Source organism: Clavibacter quasicaliforniensis, from assembly GCF_051201715.1.
Classification (GTDB): domain Bacteria; phylum Actinomycetota; class Actinomycetes; order Actinomycetales; family Microbacteriaceae; genus Clavibacter; species Clavibacter seminis.
Window position 1 is genome coordinate 667178 of sequence record NZ_CP139624.1, and the last position, 16261, is coordinate 683438.

14 protein-coding genes and 1 pseudogene are annotated in these 16261 nt (G+C 73.0%); 7 read left to right on the top strand and 8 right to left on the bottom strand.

The genetic code is table 11. The features are described from left to right. Positions 1-23: 23 nt before the first annotated feature. A complete protein-coding gene (locus tag NL142_RS03325; RefSeq protein WP_435080959.1) occupies positions 24-1343 on the bottom strand; it encodes an AraC family transcriptional regulator in 1320 nt (439 codons plus the stop codon). A 351-nt stretch (positions 1344-1694) separates the two neighbouring features. On the opposite strand from NL142_RS03325, the gene NL142_RS03330 reads away from it, so the two are divergent. Continuing rightward, positions 1695-1898, top strand: a complete 204-nt coding sequence (locus NL142_RS03330; protein ID WP_011931895.1) for a hypothetical protein — start codon at positions 1695-1697, stop codon at positions 1896-1898. Positions 1899-1940: 42 nt separating this feature from the next. Here the strand turns inward: NL142_RS03330 and NL142_RS03335 are convergent, their stop codons facing one another. The 4 genes from NL142_RS03335 to NL142_RS03350 form a co-directional block, all read right to left on the bottom strand. After that, entirely contained in the window at positions 1941-4988 is a 3048-nt protein-coding gene (locus NL142_RS03335; RefSeq protein WP_435080960.1) for an AAA family ATPase, read from the bottom strand. Beyond that, positions 4988-6154 carry an exonuclease SbcCD subunit D gene (locus NL142_RS03340; RefSeq protein WP_435080961.1) on the bottom strand — a complete coding sequence of 389 codons (1167 nt, stop codon included), beginning with the start codon at positions 6152-6154 and terminating at the stop codon, positions 4988-4990. Before NL142_RS03340 ends, NL142_RS03335 begins: the two co-directional genes overlap by 1 nt. A gap of 68 nt (positions 6155-6222) precedes the next feature. Further along, entirely contained in the window at positions 6223-6708 is a 486-nt protein-coding gene (locus NL142_RS03345) for a hypothetical protein (protein ID WP_156032191.1), read from the bottom strand. A 343-nt stretch (positions 6709-7051) separates the two neighbouring features. Then, the gene (locus NL142_RS03350) at positions 7052-11041 is read right to left on the bottom strand and encodes a hypothetical protein (RefSeq protein ID WP_435080962.1); all 3990 of its coding nucleotides are present in this window, start codon (positions 11039-11041) and stop codon (positions 7052-7054) included. Positions 11042-11323: 282 nt separating this feature from the next. On the opposite strand from NL142_RS03350, the gene NL142_RS03355 reads away from it, so the two are divergent. The 5 genes from NL142_RS03355 to NL142_RS03375 all read left to right on the top strand — a co-directional run bounded on the left by NL142_RS03355 (position 11324) and on the right by NL142_RS03375 (position 14487). Then, complete coding sequence (locus NL142_RS03355; protein WP_435080963.1) at positions 11324-11800, top strand: DUF3151 domain-containing protein; 477 nt, start codon at positions 11324-11326, stop codon at positions 11798-11800. 81 nt (positions 11801-11881) lie between these two features. Then, positions 11882-13171 carry an adenylosuccinate synthase gene (locus tag NL142_RS03360; protein ID WP_435080964.1) on the top strand — a complete coding sequence of 430 codons (1290 nt, stop codon included), beginning with the start codon at positions 11882-11884 and terminating at the stop codon, positions 13169-13171. 92 nt (positions 13172-13263) lie between these two features. After that, positions 13264-13392: a hypothetical protein gene (locus NL142_RS03365; protein WP_255522714.1), complete on the top strand. Its 129-nt coding sequence runs from the start codon at positions 13264-13266 to the stop codon at positions 13390-13392. A gap of 82 nt (positions 13393-13474) precedes the next feature. Beyond that, complete coding sequence (locus NL142_RS03370) at positions 13475-14089, top strand: hypothetical protein (protein ID WP_435080965.1); 615 nt, start codon at positions 13475-13477, stop codon at positions 14087-14089. Next, positions 14086-14487, top strand: coding sequence for a hypothetical protein (locus tag NL142_RS03375; protein ID WP_194683381.1), 402 nt, complete (start codon positions 14086-14088; stop codon positions 14485-14487). The genes NL142_RS03370 and NL142_RS03375 overlap by 4 nt, the downstream gene beginning before the upstream one ends. A gap of 4 nt (positions 14488-14491) precedes the next feature. On the opposite strand, the pseudogene NL142_RS03380 reads toward NL142_RS03375, so the two are convergent. The 3 genes and pseudogenes from NL142_RS03380 to NL142_RS03390 form a co-directional block, all read right to left on the bottom strand. Then, positions 14492-14968, bottom strand: a pseudogene (locus NL142_RS03380) (MarR family winged helix-turn-helix transcriptional regulator). Then, on the bottom strand, positions 14934-15296 hold the full coding sequence (locus tag NL142_RS03385) for a hypothetical protein (protein ID WP_194683380.1): 363 nt from the start codon (positions 15294-15296) through the stop codon (positions 14934-14936). The pseudogene NL142_RS03380 and the gene NL142_RS03385 overlap by 35 nt, the downstream one beginning before the upstream one ends. Before the next feature lie 86 nt (positions 15297-15382). Beyond that, the gene (locus tag NL142_RS03390) at positions 15383-15829 is read right to left on the bottom strand and encodes a MarR family winged helix-turn-helix transcriptional regulator (protein WP_435080966.1); all 447 of its coding nucleotides are present in this window, start codon (positions 15827-15829) and stop codon (positions 15383-15385) included. A gap of 61 nt (positions 15830-15890) precedes the next feature. On the opposite strand from NL142_RS03390, the gene NL142_RS03395 reads away from it, so the two are divergent. Further along, positions 15891-16259, top strand: a complete 369-nt coding sequence (locus NL142_RS03395) for a VOC family protein (RefSeq protein WP_435080967.1) — start codon at positions 15891-15893, stop codon at positions 16257-16259. The last annotated feature ends 2 nt before the right edge of the window (positions 16260-16261 follow it).

Sequence of the window (16261 nt, forward strand, 5' to 3'; positions counted from 1 at the left end):
CCGCGTTCGCGCGCCCGCCAGGATCAGCTCCGCAGGGTCTCGCTCGGCAGCTCTCCGAACACGCCGGCGTACGACGCCGCGAATCGGCCGAGGTGCGCGAAGCCCCACTCCTCGGCGACGCTGCGGACGGTCGTGGTGCTGGGCGTCGCGTCCAGGAGCTGCGCGCGCACCCGGCGGAGGCGGATCCCGCGCAGGTACTCGGTGGGCGTCTGGCCGTGGTGGCGGCGGAGCGCGAGCTGGAGCACGCGCGTCGAGATGCCGGCGGCTGCCGCGGCCTCGGCGGGCGTGATGGGCAGGTGCGCGTTGTGGTGCAGGTACTCCACGGCCACGCGGATGTGGGCCATGCGCGGCGCGCGCAGCTCGTCCGGCATCTCCACGTCGTCCCAGGGGAAGAGGCGGAGGGTCGCGCGGGCGAGGGACAGGTCGGCCTCGAGGCGCATCAGGGGCGACGCGTCCGGATCCGTGATGATCGGGGCCGCTGCGGCGACCGCCTGCCGCCAGACGGCGGCCGTCTCGGCGCTGGGCACGCTGCGGTGCTCGAAGAGCAGCGGGCGCGCGGGGCCGTGGTGGAATTCGGTCGCGGTCTGCTCGAGGAAGCCGGCGTCGAGGTGGACGCAGTTCTGCCGCGTCGAGCTCGCCTGGTACTGGAACGGACGGCCGGTGGGGAGGAGGAACGGGAGCTGGCCGCGGGAGGTGACTGCGCGGGATCCGCGGTCGACCGTGATCTGCCCCTCGAGGAACCAGGTGACCACGTGCTCCGGGAGCTGCCCGCTCTCGGCCCACTGCGTGCCGGCGATGCGCGAGGTGCGGAGGGTGACGCGCTCGCTGCCGAGGATCGCGTAGCGGTAGGAGAACGTCTTCGTGCGGCGGTCCGGGGCGAAGCGGATCCCCTCGAGGATCGAGCCGAAGCTCGTGGTGGCCTCGTCGATGTCGGCGCCGGCCATGACGGCGCGGAGGAACGGCTCGGTCGATGCGGCGGCGGGAGCGGGGGTGGTGGCGGCGTCGGCGGGCGCGGCGACGGCGTCCGTCGCGGCGGGCTCGGCGGGCTCGGCGGACGTCGCGGCGGAGGCGCGGGCGTCGGCGGCCATGCCCATCACGGCCGCGTCGGCCCCGGCGACGAGCGAGAGGGATCCGGTGCCCAGCGACGCGGTGTCGGGGGTCGCGTCGGAGGGGGACGCGATGGAGGATCCGCCGATCGGCGACGGCGCGAGGAGCGACGCGGCGTCGGACGCGGCGGTCGGCGATGCGACGAGCGCTGCCTCGACCCCCGAGGGGTCGGCGTGCAGGGTGCGGGGGCGGAGCGAGGCATCCCTCGTCCCGATGGGGGGCAGCGTTGTGGTCATGGTTCCTGCGGTCTCTGGGCGTCGGTCGTCTCCGCCCTCCCGCTCATCATGCATCGTGCACTCACGGTAGGGCCCCGCCCGGGACCCGGGAGGTGACACTGCTTCGGCGCGGCCCCGTCGGAGAGCGGGTCGTCGCTCCGCGGATATCCGGTGAGCGAAGATGCGTCCCCCGGGCGCTTGCGACGACCCGGGTCGCCGGCTCCCCGGGCGCGCTCCGGTCGCGCCCCGTCGGCGCCCCGGAGGCGCACCGCGGGCGCCCCGGGCACGCACCGGATCCGCACGGCCGGGCCGCCTAGGCTCTTGTGTCGCGGCCGGCTTCCCCACCGCATCCGCACTCCCGAGAGGCGCCGCATGACGAGCGACCGGTCCCTGGCCTTCATCCTGCTGCGCTCGTGCCTCGTGATGGTCGCGCTCGGCGTCGTCACGGTGCAGACCGGAGGCGGGCTCGGCGTCGTGGGCGTCGTCGCGTTCGTGCTCGCCGCGGGGCTCGGCGGCGGCGCGACCTTCTACTGGCGCCGGCACCTGGCGGCCAAGCGGCGCGACCCCTTCAGCTGACGCGCCGGCCGTCCAGCTGACGCGATCCGAGCGCGCGGCCCGTCACGCCGGGTCGGCGACCGTCGAGGTGAGGGTCGACGACCCGTCCGCCCGGCGCCGCACCTCGATCCGGTCGGCCACGCGCTGCTTCAGCTCCTCCACGTGGCTGACGATGCCGACCGTTCGGCCGCCCGAGGAGAGCCGCCCGAGCTCGGACATGACGGCGTCGAGGGTCTCGGGATCCAGCGTCCCGAAGCCCTCGTCGACGAACAGCGTGCCGAGCTGGAGCCCGCCCGCCTCCGCCTGCACGACGTCGGCGAGGCCGAGCGCGAGGGCGAGCGAGGCGTAGAACGTCTCGCCGCCGGAGAAGCTCGCGGGCTCGCGCACGCGGTCGACGACGTGGTCGCGGATCTGCAGGGCGAGGCCCGTCTTCCGGGACTTGCTCGTGGCCTCCCGCTCCTCGCTCACCTCCAGCTCGTAGCGGCCGCTCGACATGATCCGGAGGCGCGCGTTGGCGGCCTGCACCACGTCCTCGAAGCGGCGGAGCAGCACGTAGGTGCCGAGCGTCGTGCCGCGCGTGTTCTCGGGGGTGATGGCGTTCGCGACCTCGGCCATGCGGATCGCGGCGCGCGCCTGGTCGCCGGCGCGGGCGCTCTCGCGGCGGGCGGCGTCATGCCGGGCGAGGGCGGATGCGCTGCGGTCGGCCCGGTCGCGCGCGCGGGCGGCGCGCTCGGCGCTGGCGCGGGCCGCGGCCTGGGCGGCGTCGAGGGCGGTGCGGGCGGCGTCGGGATCCGGATCCTCGGCGCCCGTGAGCGACGCGACCTCGGGATCCACGAGCCCCTCCGCCACGACGGCCTGCTCGCGCTCGTGGGCGGCGACCCGCCGGGCGACCGCCTCGAGCTCGGCCGGCGGGAGGGCGGCGACGCGCGCCTCCTCCTCGGTCGCGAACGACCGGTCCGCGAGCGCCTGGGCGAGCTCGGCGGCCCGCGCGGACGCCTCGGCCGCCGTGCGCTCGCGCGCGGTGCCGAGGGCGATGAGGCGGTCGACGAGGGCGCGCTCCGCGGCGCGGTCGGCGACGAGGGCGGCGACGCGGGGGACGGCCGCGTCGTCGGCCGCGGTGCCGTTCGCGTCGGCGGCGTCGGTCTCCGCGTCGAGCCGGTCGGCGTCCCGCTCCGCGAGCGCCGCGCGCACGGCCGCCTCGTCCTGCGTCAGGAGCTCGCGCGCCCGGATCACCCGCTCGCGCAGCCCCGAGAGCGCCGCGCGGGCGTCGTCGCGGCGGGTGCGGATCCGCTCGGTCTCCGCGTCGTGCGCGACGACCGCGGCCTCCGCGGCCCGGAGCGCACCGCCGGCCGCCTCGGCCTCCGCGAGACGCGCGGCCCGGGCGGCGACCTCGGCGTCTGCGGCCTCCGCCGTGATCCCGTCGAGCGCCGCCTGGGCCACCTCGTGCCGCGCGGTCTCCGCCGACAGCGCCGCGACCGCATCGCCCTGCGCCCGCTCGGCTCGGGCGCGCGCCTCCGCGGCCCGCTCGATCTCGTCGTCGTCCGGATGCCCCGGCGCGCTCGGCGCGGGATGCGGGTGGTCGACCGCGCCGCACACCGGGCACGGGACGCCGTCCTCCAGCTCCGCGGCCAGCTCGCCCGCGAGCCCCCGGATCTTCCGCTGCCGCAGCTCCGCCTCGTGGCGCACGGCAGTCGTCGCCGCGGCCGAGCGCACGTCGAGGGCATCCCGGGCAGCGCGGATCCGCGCCTCCAGCCCCTCGAGCTCGGCCACGCGACGCCGGGTCGCCTCCGCCTCGGCGACCGCCGCGCGCGCCTGGTCGACGCCGCCGGCCGCGGCAGCCGCGGCGTCCCGGGCCTCGACCAGCGGGATCCGCCCGGCCGGCCGTCCCGCGAGCGCCGCCTCCGCCGCGTCCGCCTCCGCCTCGCGTGCCGCGACCGCGTCCTCGGCGGCCCGCACGTCGGCGCGACGGCGGGGCAGCCCGCGCTCGCGCGCCTCCGCGTCGGCCAGCGTCGCCAGCTCGGCCACGAGCGCGTCGCGCCGCCCGGCCAGCGCCGGGGTGGTCGCGCTCGCGAGGGCGGGCCGCTCCGCCCGGCACGCCGCGCGGGCGTCGTCGTCGGCGACCTCGGCCGCGGTCCTCGCCGCATCCGCCCGGTCGCGCGCGGCCAGCTGGCCCGCGACCGCCGCCGCCCGCCGCGCCTCCTCCGCACGTCGCGCCAGGCCCGCGATCTCCTCGGCCGCCGCGCGCACGGCCTCCTCGCGCGCGATCAGCGCCCGCCGCCGCTCGAGCGCGCGGGAGACCCGCTCCGCGTCCGCGAGCGCGGTCGCCGCATCCTGTCGCGCTGCCTCGTCCTCCGCGCGCGCCGCCTCCGCCGCGTCCGCCAGCTCGGCCAGCAGCCGCACGGTGTCGGGGGCGTCGGCCATCTCCAGCGCATCCACCCGCGTCGCCTCGCGCAGCCCCGTGAGCGCCTCGGCGACCTTGGCGTCGGCGGCGTCGGTGCGCGCCTTCGCGGCCTTGCGCATCTCGCCGAGCTGCGCGGCGGTCCGCTCGTAGACGGCCGTGCCGAACAGCGACTGCAGCACGAGCCGCCGCTGCTCGCCCGTCGAGCGCAGGAACTCCGCGAACTCGCCCTGCGGCAGCACGACCGTCTGCACGAACTGCGCGCGCGTGAGGCCGACGATGCGCGCGATCTCCGTGCCCACCTCCTGCGTGCTGGTGCCGATCACCTCGCCCGCGTCGGCGTCCGGGGACGAGAGCCGCACGAGCGTGGCCGTCGCGTTCTGGTTCGTGGTGCCCGTGCCGCGGGCCTTCGGGCGCTGGTGCTGCGGGCTCCGGCGGACGCGGTGGATCCCCGCGGCCGTCTCGAACACCAGCTCCACGTACGGCTCCACCCCGGGCGCCGCGTGGTGGCTGTGCAGCCGGTCGCGGCTCGAGCCCTCGCTCGCGAGCGACCCGTAGAGCGCGAACACGACGGCGTCGATGAGCGTCGACTTGCCGGATCCGGTCGGCCCCTCCAGCAGGAACAGCCCCGACCGCCCGAGCTCCGCGAGGTCGATGACGTGCTCGCCGGCGAACGGCCCGATCGCCTGGAGGGTGAGGCGGTGCAGGTCCATCAGGCGCTCCGGTCCGCGGCGAGGGCAAGCTCGTACGCCTGGCGGAGCACGAGCGCCTCGGCCTCGGTGGGCGGCGCGCCGGTCGCGTACTCGACGAAGTCGGCGGCGACCTCGAGCGGATCCGTCGTCGCGTCGACCACGCGCGACCGCACGCCCTCGACCCGTCCCTCGGGCTCGTGCAGCACGACGAGCGCGTGCGGCAGCGCCTCCCGCACACGTGCCACCAGGTGGGCCGGGTGCACGGGATCCGTCACGTGCACGCGCAGCCACGCGTCGGCGAGGTCGGCGTGCCGCCCGTCGACGATCTCCGCGAGCGTCCCCGTGACCTCCGCGAGCCGTCGCGGCACCGGCGCCGGGATCAGCTCGACCGTCCTGGATCCGTCGGCAGCCAGCTCCACGAGCGCGCTCGACTTCCGCTGCATCCGCTCCCCGAAGGAGAACGCGAGCGGCGAGCCGGAGTAGCGGACGACCGGCCGCGCGGATCCGCCCGCCCGCACCTCCTGCGCCCCGTGCAGGTGCCCGAGCGCCACGTAGTCCGCGCCTCGGAACACCGACGCCGGCACCTGGTCGAACCCGCCCACGCGGATGTCCCGCTCGCTCTCGCTCGGCGCAGCACCCGTGACGAACGCATGCGCCACGACGACCACGCGCGCGTCGGGCCGGCCGGCGGCGTCCGCGCGCACCCGACCCATCGCGGCGCCCAGCACGGCCTCGTGCGAGCGCGGCAGGGGAGGGGTGCCGGGGGCGGTGAGCGTCGCGCGCACGGCATCCGGATCCAGGTACGGCACCCCGTAGAACGCGACCGGCCCGTCGGCGTGCTCCACCACGACGGGCTGGTCCAGCGTCTCGGCCGACGCCAGGATGTGGAGCCCGTCCCGTAGCAGCGCCGACGCGAACCCGAGCCGGGCGGCCGAGTCGTGGTTGCCGGGCGTGACGATGACGGTCGCGAGCGCGCTCAGCCGCGCCAGCGCATCCCCGAGCAGCCGCACGCTCGGCACACCAGGTACGGCGCGGTCGTAGACGTCGCCCGCGACGAGCACGACGTCGACCTCCCGCTCGCGCACGACATCGACGAGGTGGTCGAGGAACGCCGCGTGATGCGCGTGCAGGTCCTCCCCGTGGAGGGTGCGCCCGAGGTGCCAGTCGCTCGTGTGGAGGATGCGCACGCGGGTCCTTCCATGGGGCTGCCGGCGGTGCCCGTCACGCTACCGGAGGGCGCCGACACGGCCCGGGCTCACGGCTGCGGCGTCGGGAACGACGTGTCGGGGATGACGGGCTCGCCGTGCGTGTCGCAGGCGCGCATGCCGCACTCCTGGATCGACAGGTAGCTGCGTCCGGAGAAGATGACGACCATGAACCTGTTCGTCACGTGCTCGCGCGCTTCGAGCGCGGATGAGAGGGACGACAGATCGAGGCGAGGATCCTCTCGGACCGCGGTGCCGCCGCCATGTTCGGACAGCCTGTCGGTGTCCTCCTGCATGGCGACGGAGTCGCTCCGGCCGAAGTAGACGTCGACGCGTTGGGAATCGCACAGGTACCCCACCTGCACGATCGATGCGGTCGGGTCGGTGTCCAATCGGGCTAGGTCCTGCTCCGAGAGGGTCGCCGACGCCGGCTCGCTGGTGCTGCAACCCGCCTGTGTCATCGCGGCCTCCGCGGCCTGGACGGCCGATCGCGCCGTCTCCTGGCCGGGCAGCGCGTAGGCGGCCTCCGCGGTCACGCTGCACCCGTACTCCCGAGGACGGTGATCGGGGAAGATCTGACCCTCCGGACCGTCACCGCCCACCCCGCAGCCGGCCGTCACCCGGAGCCCGGCCCTCGTGAGGCCGGGCGGGGTGACGGTGGCGGTCACCAGCTCGGTGGCATGCGGGAGATTGCCGTCTCCGAGGCGAGGTGATACCTCGACTCCGGAAGGTGCGCATCCGGCGATGCTGAGAGCGCCGGCGAGCATGACGGCGATACTCCATGCGGGCAGACGGCGAGTGCGAGTGTGCTCCGGTAGACCGGTCGCGGCATGTGGCATGAACGTCATTCCGTCCGAGGAACAGGCCGCTCGGCACACATCACTTCAGCGCATCGGTCATGGCACGAGCGTAGGCCGCTTGGCCCAGTGCATTGGGATGCACGCTCTGCGCGGAGGTGACCCCGGTGTGGAAGGGGTAGGGGCCGAGGTTCGGATCGTCTCCGGGAGAGAGGTCGGTCCTGATGCCGTTGAGGTAGTTGTCGCTCGTGCACACCTCATGGCCGGCGAAGTAGGGCACAGGATCCTGAAAGGTCGCGAAGATGCTGCCCAGCGCTGAGTTCGCGGCCGAGGTGCCGTCCTTGAGCGCCTCGTTCACCTCGAGGGAGGCGCCTCTCAGCCAATCGCCCTCCTCCTTAGGGATGCCCATGCAGGCGATGACATCTCCTCCGAACACGTTGGGATATCCCATGACGAGCACCTTCGCATTCGGGGCCTTCTTGTGGATCTGGGAGAGGACGGTCGTCACCGCCGGTGTCACGTCCTTCGCGGCGCGCTCGGCGGTCGCCTGGGGCATCTTCTCCGTGTCGCCGGGAAGCGACTGCGTCTCGCAGTCCGTGAGGAGGCTGACGCATGCGGCCACGATCTCGGAGAACCTGGCGTCGTTCCCTCCGATGGAGATGGTGACCAAGGTCGTGTTCTCGTCGAGGAAGCCTGAGTCCAATTGACTCACCTCGCGGTACTTGCCGAACTGCCCGTTGAGGGTGTTGTTCCTGTAGACGACCGACGGAGCTGCGGAAGGCGCCACGGAGTAGTACGGCAGCACATGCTGCGTCAGCGCCCCCGAGCAGGCGATGAGGTGGTAGTCCATCGAGCTGTCGTAGGTGTCGGCGAGATCACCGATAGGCGAGGCGTTGCCTGGGAGCGTCGCTTCGCGGGACCAGGCGCGGTCGGAGCGGTGGCAGGCGTTCCTGGAGCGGTTGTTCGCCACGTCGCTGTCGTACGCCGGGGCGCTGGAGGTCGAGTGGGCGCCATAGAGGTCGGTCTCCCGGTAGAAGTTCCCGCCGCCGCTCTCGGAGCTGCCCTCTCCCGAGGAGTAGGAGTCGCCCATCGCGACCACGATGTTGTCCGGCTTGGCCGCCAGCGGCTGGAAGGCCACCGCGTCCCAGGCGATGTCGTCGACGCCGTCGCCGTCGTGCGTGAGGTTCGAGAGCGACACGGTGGGGATCCCGTTCATCGGGAACACGCCGAGCGAGACCCAGGCGTTGGCCTGGGTGCGTTGAGGGATCACCCGGTTCTTGATTGTGCCGTCACCGAGGTCGATCGCGTAGGAGGCTTGTTGCGTCCACGCTCCGTGGTCGGGGAGGTGCACGAAGACCCGCGTCCACTTCCCTGCGAGCGACCGGTCGAGCGTCCACCGCCCCGTCACGTCGAGGGCGCCGTGGAGGTCGCTGTCCGTCCCTGCTCGCCGCGTGTGCGCGAACCAGAAGTGGGAGTTCCACCCGGCGCCGAGCTGATGCGTGTCGATCTTGCTCGGGTATCCGCCGGCACCGGCGCCGAACGTGAACTGGAAGGTCCCGTGGGTCGTCTGACGTGTGCAGGGACGGACGGGTGCCACCGTGGTGTCATCGACGACGAGGGCGGAGCTCGGGAGGGTGTCCCGGACCTGAGGGGATCCGGCCCGGGGCGCCTGCACCGCGCAGTCCGGCGCGAAGGCGGTGCCATCCGCCTGCTCCGCGTATCCGGCGGAGAAGCGCAGGGAGCCGTGGCCGCAGGTGCTCGCGCAGTCGCCCTTCCATGTCACCGGACCGTGCATCCAGCAGCGGAGGTCGAGCTGGCCATTCGCGTCAGCGTGGGTGCACGGACCGGCGGGCTCCCCGGACAGGCCAGGAGCTGTGGGCTTCTGGCTCGTCGTCGGATCGCAGTCGTCGACGCTCGCCACGCAGAACAGGTCCACCGGCGGCTTGACCTCGGTCCGTGCCTTCTCGGTGTTCCACCAGGACGGCACGAATCCGGTCACCGCCTTGGTGGCGTCCTCGTAGAGCTGCAGCGACCAGGCGGCGAAGCCGAGCACCTTCTCCGGATAGGGCCAGTTCTGGGGCCGTGACGCGTCGGCGGCACCGAGCTCGAGGAACGGGGCGCGGTTCTGCGCGTACTTGGGGTTCGCCGGGTTGTTCGACCAACCGACGCCCCATGCCCCGCCGTTGGCCGCCTTCTCGGACTCCGGGTGGAAGCCGGAGTTGTAGGCCCAGATCGCGTAGAACCAGTTCTCGACGTAGGCGGGATTCCCGTCGTTGACGACGAGTCCGGCCGCGCGGGTGTCGTTCCACTTCTGGCTGATGATCTGCAGCCCCGCGGCGACGTTGGAGGCGTAGTCGAGCGCGATCGCGCGCTGCGCCTGGGCAGGACGAGCGGTCTGCCCTGTTCCGGCCTTGCGCATCCCGTCGGTGATCTGCGCGACGCCGTATCCGCAGTCGGACTTGGAGAAGTCGGCGGTCCAGCTGAAGCTCGCGGAGCTCACGTCGTTGCCGTAGAAGTTGCCGACGAGGGGATTCCCGGTCACGCCGGGCGTGGTGTAGCGGGACGCCTGCCAGAGGTTCGACTCCTGCGCGATGATGCCGAGCATCACCTGGGCGGGGACGTTGCCGCCCCCGGCGAGCGCCACGCGAGGGAACATGCCCTGCGGTGTGGAGCCGTTGAGGCCGGCGTTGGCGAGGTACGCGGACGTCCGGGGCTTGTCGAGGGTGCCCGTCACGGCCTGGTCGACCGCCCACTCGACCTGCCTCGGCTTCGGCTGCATCGCCTGGTCCGCGGGGTTGTTGCGGGGGATGGCGCAGGTGGCCTCGGACTCGATGGGGTTGTGCGGGTCGCCCACGACGGCCGCGGCCGACTGGCTCAGGCTCTGGGTGCGCACGCGTCCCGCTCCTGCGGCGGGTGCGGATCCGCCCGGCGAGCCGGCGGAGTCGGGCTGCCCGGGCGGGACGACGAAGGCGAGGTCCTCCTGGGTCACGGCCGAGGTCGCGTTCACCTTCACCGGGGGGATCTGGTCCGTGGTGTCGGTGGTCGCGCCGCTCGTGTCCGTGGTGCCCGTCACCACCAGCTGGCCGGTCGACGAGATGCCGGCCGTGGTCGGGGACCGCAGCAACGATGTCCCCGTGGGGAGGTCGCCTGTGACCGTGGGGGTCTTGCCCGTGACGTACGCATGCCCGGCCGCGTCGCGCTCGATCCCGAGGTCGGCGACGGGACCGGTCGCGAGCGGAGCGGGATGGCTCGCCTCGCCGGTGGGCTCGGAGGGAACCGACCGGACCGACGCGGTGGCGTCCTGCTTGTCGACGAACAGGACATCGTCTCCATCCGTCGTGGTCATGTCGTAGGGGACTCCTGAGGCCGCGGCGAGCGTCGTCGTCGTCCCGTCCGGTGACACGTGCACGACCGAGCCGGAGGCGCCCGCGACGATCCCGGACGCCACGGGGATCGCGGAGGCCGCCTCGAACGGGAGCGCCGTGATCGACTGCTTCTCCGGCGCCGACGCGTCCACGCGCACCAGCCGCGTCTGCGGGTCCTCGGTGAAGGCGGTCATGACCACGTCGTCGCCCGTGCCGCAGCCGGGGTCGAAGTACGCCAGCGAGAAGCCGCGCCCCAGCTGCGTGACCTGCCCGCTCGCCATGTCCACGATCGCGCCCCAGGCCCCTGCATCGAAGAGCCGCGGGTCGTTCGTCATGGCGCGCGTGCCGTAGACCACGCCCATGCGGGAGCCGTCCTGCGTGAGGCAGGTGTTGCCGATCCAGCGATCGGTCTCGACGCCCGGGACAGAGAGCGTCGCCACAGGCGCCCAGGCGTACCCGGCGGAGGCGTCCGCTGCGTAGATCGTGAAGCCGTCCGGGTTCCCGATCGCCGTCGTGGCGCGGTCGCGAGAATCCTTCCACCCGGTGCCGAGCAGGCGGTCGCGATCGACCGGCGCGACCTGGGAGGCATCGTCCTCCGCGGGGAGGGCTCCTGCCGTGCGCGCTGCCGTCGGACTCGGGGCCGCGTCGGAAGCCGTGGCGCCCGTCCCGGTCAGGAGTCCGGCGGCGACCGAGACGGCGAGCACCACGGAGATCCAGCGGCGTGGTCGGCGTGCAGACGAAGGGCGGAGTGCGTGCGCCAACGGGGGCTCCTCGGATCGTGGTCCCGGTAAGAGCCGCGATCGGGGAGGGAAGGTCGCTCACGGGACTCGGTCAGCATGGCGGTGGTATGCGCACGTCGGGCGATCCATGCACATGCTCGGGATGGGCCACGCGAGCCGACGCGTCGGCTCGGCGGATCGCGCCGCCCGGGCCTGCAGCCGGCACCGCCCACCCGGCCTGCCCGCGGGACCGCCTTGGTAGGATCGAGTGTGACTGGAGAGAACCTGCTCGGCGTGCCCGAGACGCGCCTGGCCGACGAGCCCGAGGTCGCCGCCCGCATCCAGGGTGCCGACGGCCACCACGACACCCTCGGCGCCATCGCGGCCGACCACCCGCAGTCGTCGCTCGTCTGGGCGCTGCTCGCGGATTCCGCGTACGTGCAGGGCGACCGGATCGCCTCGTACGCGTTCGCGCGCGTCGGCTACCACCGCGGCCTCGACTCGCTGCGGAAGTCCGGCTGGAAGGGCCAGGGCCCCGTGCCGTGGAGCCACGAGCCGAACCGCGGCGTCCTCCGCTCCCTCTACGCGCTCCGTCGCGCGGCCGCCGCCATCGGCGAGGAGGACGAGGTCTCGCGCCTCAGCGCCTTCCTGCGCGACGCGGATCCCACGGCCGCCGGCCACATCGAGGCGATGACGGCCGGGGCGCTCCCGTCCACGGAGGCCATCGTCATCCGCGGCCAGGACTGATCCACCGCACCACCGCATCGCCCGCACCACCGCACGCCACCCGATCCACCCCGACCGACCCGCCCCGACGAGGAGTGAGCCATGCCCGCAGTAGTGATCATCGGAGCCCAGTGGGGTGACGAGGGCAAGGGACGCGCGACCGACCTCCTCGGCAGCCGCGTCGACTACGTCGTCAAGTTCAACGGCGGCAACAACGCCGGCCACACGGTCGTCGTCGGCGACGAGAAGTACGCGCTGCACCTGCTGCCGTCGGGCATCCTCACGCCGGGCGTCGTGCCCGTCATCGGCAACGGCGTCGTCGTCGACATCGAGGTGCTGTTCCACGAGCTCGACGCGCTCGCCGCCCGCGGGGTCGACGTCTCGAAGCTCCGCGTGAGCGCCAACGCGCACATCATCACGCACTACCACCGCACCATCGACAAGGTCACGGAGCGCTTCCTCGGCAAGCGCCAGATCGGCACCACCGGCCGCGGCATCGGGCCCACGTACGCCGACAAGATCAACCGCGTCGGCATCCGGATCCAGGACCTCTTCGACGAGAACATCCTGCGCCAGAAGGTGGAGGCGGCCCTCGACGCCAAGAACCACATGCTCGTCAAGATCTACAACCGCCGCGCCATCTCGGCCGAGGAGATCGTCGAGAGCCTCCTCTCCTACGTCGAGCGCCTGCGCCCGATGGTCGGCGACGCGTCGCTCGAGCTGAACGCCGCGCTCGACGCCGGCAAGACCGTGCTGTTCGAGGCCGGCCAGGCCACCATGCTCGACATCGACCACGGCACGTACCCGTTCGTCACGTCGTCGAGCGCCACGTCCGGCGGCGCGGCCACGGGCTCGGGCGTCGCGCCGAACCGCCTCGAGCGGATCATCGCGGTCGTCAAGGCGTACACGACCCGCGTCGGCGCCGGCCCGTTCCCCACGGAGCTGCACGACGAGTCGGGCGAGTACCTGCGCGCCAAGGGCTTCGAGTTCGGCACCACCACCGGCCGCCCGCGCCGCTGCGGCTGGTACGACGCGCCCATCGCGCGCTACACGGCCCGCATCAACGGCGTCACCGACTTCGTGCTCACCAAGCTCGACGTGCTCTCGGGGCTCGCGACCATCCCGGTGTGCGTCGCCTACGACGTCGACGGCGTGCGCCACGACGAGGTGCCCGTCTCGCAGTCCGACTTCCACCACGCGACCCCCATCTACGAGGAGTTCCCGGGCTGGCAGGAGGACATCACCGGCTGCCGCCGCTTCGAGGACCTCCCGAAGAACGCGCAGGACTACGTGACGGCCATCGAGCGCATGAGCGGCGCCCGCATCTCCGCCATCGGCGTGGGCCCGGAGCGCGAGCAGGTCGTCGTGCTGCACGACCTCCTCGAGGCCTGACCCTGATCCACGACGGCTGGGCCGACGACGCCCGCCTCGGCACGGACGCGTCGGACCTCGCGCGCTTCCTCAGCCGCGCGGACGCCCGCACCATGAACCGCGCGCGCCTCCAGGCCGATCTGGACATGGGCCAGGAGCAGTACGTGGCGGCGTGGCGCGAGCTGCACCGGTTCGGGTACGTGTCGTCGGCGGAGCTGCGGCGGCTCGTCGTCGAGCGGTAGGGCAGGCCGATCACCGGATCCCACCTGCGACCCTCTCGATCGAATCGACCAGGATAGTTGGCGATCGACTACGATCCTGGGCATGCAGCTGCAGCATCCTTTCCGCACGATCACTCCGACGTTCGACGGGGACGTCCTCCGCGTGCTCGCCCGATCCGACTCCTGGTTCACGGTCGCGCGGATCCGCAGCCTCGCGGGATCGGGGTCGCCCGAGGGCATCCGCCGCGTCCTGCGCCGGCTGGCCGTCCAGGGCGTCGTCGACACGCAACCGGCCGGAAAGGCCGTGCTGCACCGGCTGAACCGCGACCATCTCGCGGCTCCGGCGATCCTCGAGCTCGCGCGTCTCGATCGAGAGCTCCACGACCGCATCCGGGCCTCCCTCACGGCGTTCCGCGTCGCACCGCGGTTCGCCGTCCTCTTCGGCTCGGGGGCGCGGCTCTCCATGGAGGTCGACAGCGATCTCGATCTGCTGCTCGTGCGAGATCGGGCCGCCTCCGACGAGTGGTCGGACGACGTCTCGGAGCTCACGCGACGGATCCATCGGTGGACGGGAAACGATCCACGGATCATCGACTACGGTCTCGACGACATCCGAGGGGCGGCCGCGGAAGAGCCGCTCCTGGAGTCGATCGCCGATGAGGGGATCGTGTTGACGGGGAGTGCGGCGCGCTTCCGGAAGGAGATCGGAGCGGCATGACACCGGTGCGCGAAGCAGGGCGGACCGAAGCGGACGGTCGATTCCGCAAGGCGAGGCAGTTCGCGGACGCCGCGGACCTGTTCGCGGACGCTGCCTCCGACGACGCCGATGAGTTCGGCGATGCCTACGTAACCCTCGCGGTGCACTCCGGCATCGCTTCCGGCGATGTCATCTCGATCGTCGTCAGCGGTGAGTACTCGCCGACAGGCAACCACCAGGAGTCGGTGGCGATGCTCCGCAGGGCGGATCCGGATGCGGCCAAGCACCTCGAGAGGCTGCTCGCGATGAAGACCAAGGCGGGCTACGCGCATCGCCCCGTCTCCTCGGACGACGTCGCCAGGGCGCGCCGCGCGCACGAGGTGCTGCTGGAGATCGCGTCGGCGGTCGTGGCCGGTTAGCGCTTCACGGCTCACGCTTCTCGATGCTCGCTCCCTGCTCGTCCGTCCGCAGGGCCGTCACCACTTTCCGCAGCGCGGAGGACATCGCCTCCCGGTCGGCGTCGCTGAGGTCGGCCAGCATCCGCAGCTCGACCGCGCGCACGGCCGCGCTCGCCTTCGCCAGCTGCCGGCGGCCGGCCGCGGTGAGGCGCGTGGGTTGCACGCGGCCGACCGCCTCCTCGGCGGGGCGCGTGACGATGCCGTCGCGCTCGAGGGACTGCAGCAGCACGTTCATGGACGGGCGCATCACGAAGGCGCCGCGGGCGAGGCCGGAGTTCGAGGATCCGGGGCGCTACGCGAGGAGCTCCAGGCACGAGTAGTGCGTGATCGTCATGCCGCGGGGGCGCAACGCCTCGTCCATGGCGGCGCGCAGGGCGCTCGCGGCCTCCGGTCCGGAGGGCTGCCCGCTACCGCTGGAGCGGATCCGCAGGGCGGAGGCGATCCTCGTCCACCGGGAAGGGCACGGTGTACGACAGCCGCGTCGCGGTCGTCTCGCCCCACTCGTCCTTCGTCACCCTGATCTCCTCGGGCGACGCCTCGGCGATCCGCACGCGCAGCCACGAACCGTCCTCGAGCCTCAGCTCGTGCGGGTCGGCGAGGTAGCCCAGGCCGAGCGCATCGAGGGTCTCCTCGGCGACCAGCCAGTCCACGACGCCTGTCCGGTGCCGTCCGAGGAGGTCGATGGCGACGAACCCCTCGTCGACCGGCTCCATCCACCCCACGAGCTCGCGGTCGTCGGATCTCCGGTGCTCGATCCAGTCGGGTCGCATGCTGCGAGGCTAGCCGCGCTCGCGTCCAGATGGCCGTCGCGTACCAGCGGTCGGAGTGCGGCTCGACGCTGAACGCATCCACTTCCCTAGTGAGCGCGCAACGACCGCACCATGCCGCGCAGGATCCGCGTGGCCGCCTCCCGGTCGGCGTCGCTGAGGTCGGCCAGCATCCGCAGCTCGACCGTGCGCACGGCCGCGCTCGCCTTCGCCAGCTGTCGGCGGCCCGCCGCGGTGAGCCGAGTCGGCTGCACCCGGCCGATCGCCTCCTCCGCCGGGCGCGTGACGATCCCGTCGCGCTCGAGGGTCTGCAGCAGCACGTTCATCGACTGGCGCGTCACGAAGGCGCCGCGGGCGAGGTCGGAGTTCGAGGATCCGGGGCGCTGGGCGAGGAGCTCCAGGCAGGAGTAGTGCGTGATCGTCATGCCGAGGGGCCGGAGCGCCTCCTCCATGGCGGCGCGCAGGGCGCTCGCGGCCTCCTTCAGCAGGTAGCCGAGGGAGGTCGGGAGGTCGATGCCGTCGGCGCCTTGACTCATGTCAGCAGTCTGACATACGCTCCTTGGTGTCAGGCATCTGACATCAAATAGAGGAGACACCATGCCCGTCACCGGCCCCGACTTCATCTCGCTCCAGGTCACCGACCTCGACGCGTCGCAGGCGTTCTACGAGCGCTTCCTCGGCCTCGTCCGCTCGCCCGCAGGACCCCCGCACGCGGTCGTCTTCACCACGACGCCCATCGCGTTCGCGCTCCGCGATGTCGTCCCCGGAACCGACATCGCGGGCACCCCGCAGCCCGGGATCGGCACGGCGGTGTGGCTGCACGCGACCGACGTCCAGGAGATCCACGACGCGCTCGTGGCCGACGGGCACAGCATCGTGACCGCGCCGTTCGACGGCCCGTTCGGCCGCACGTTCGCGTTCGCGGACCCGGACGGCTACCACGTGACGCTGCACGATCGCGCCTGACG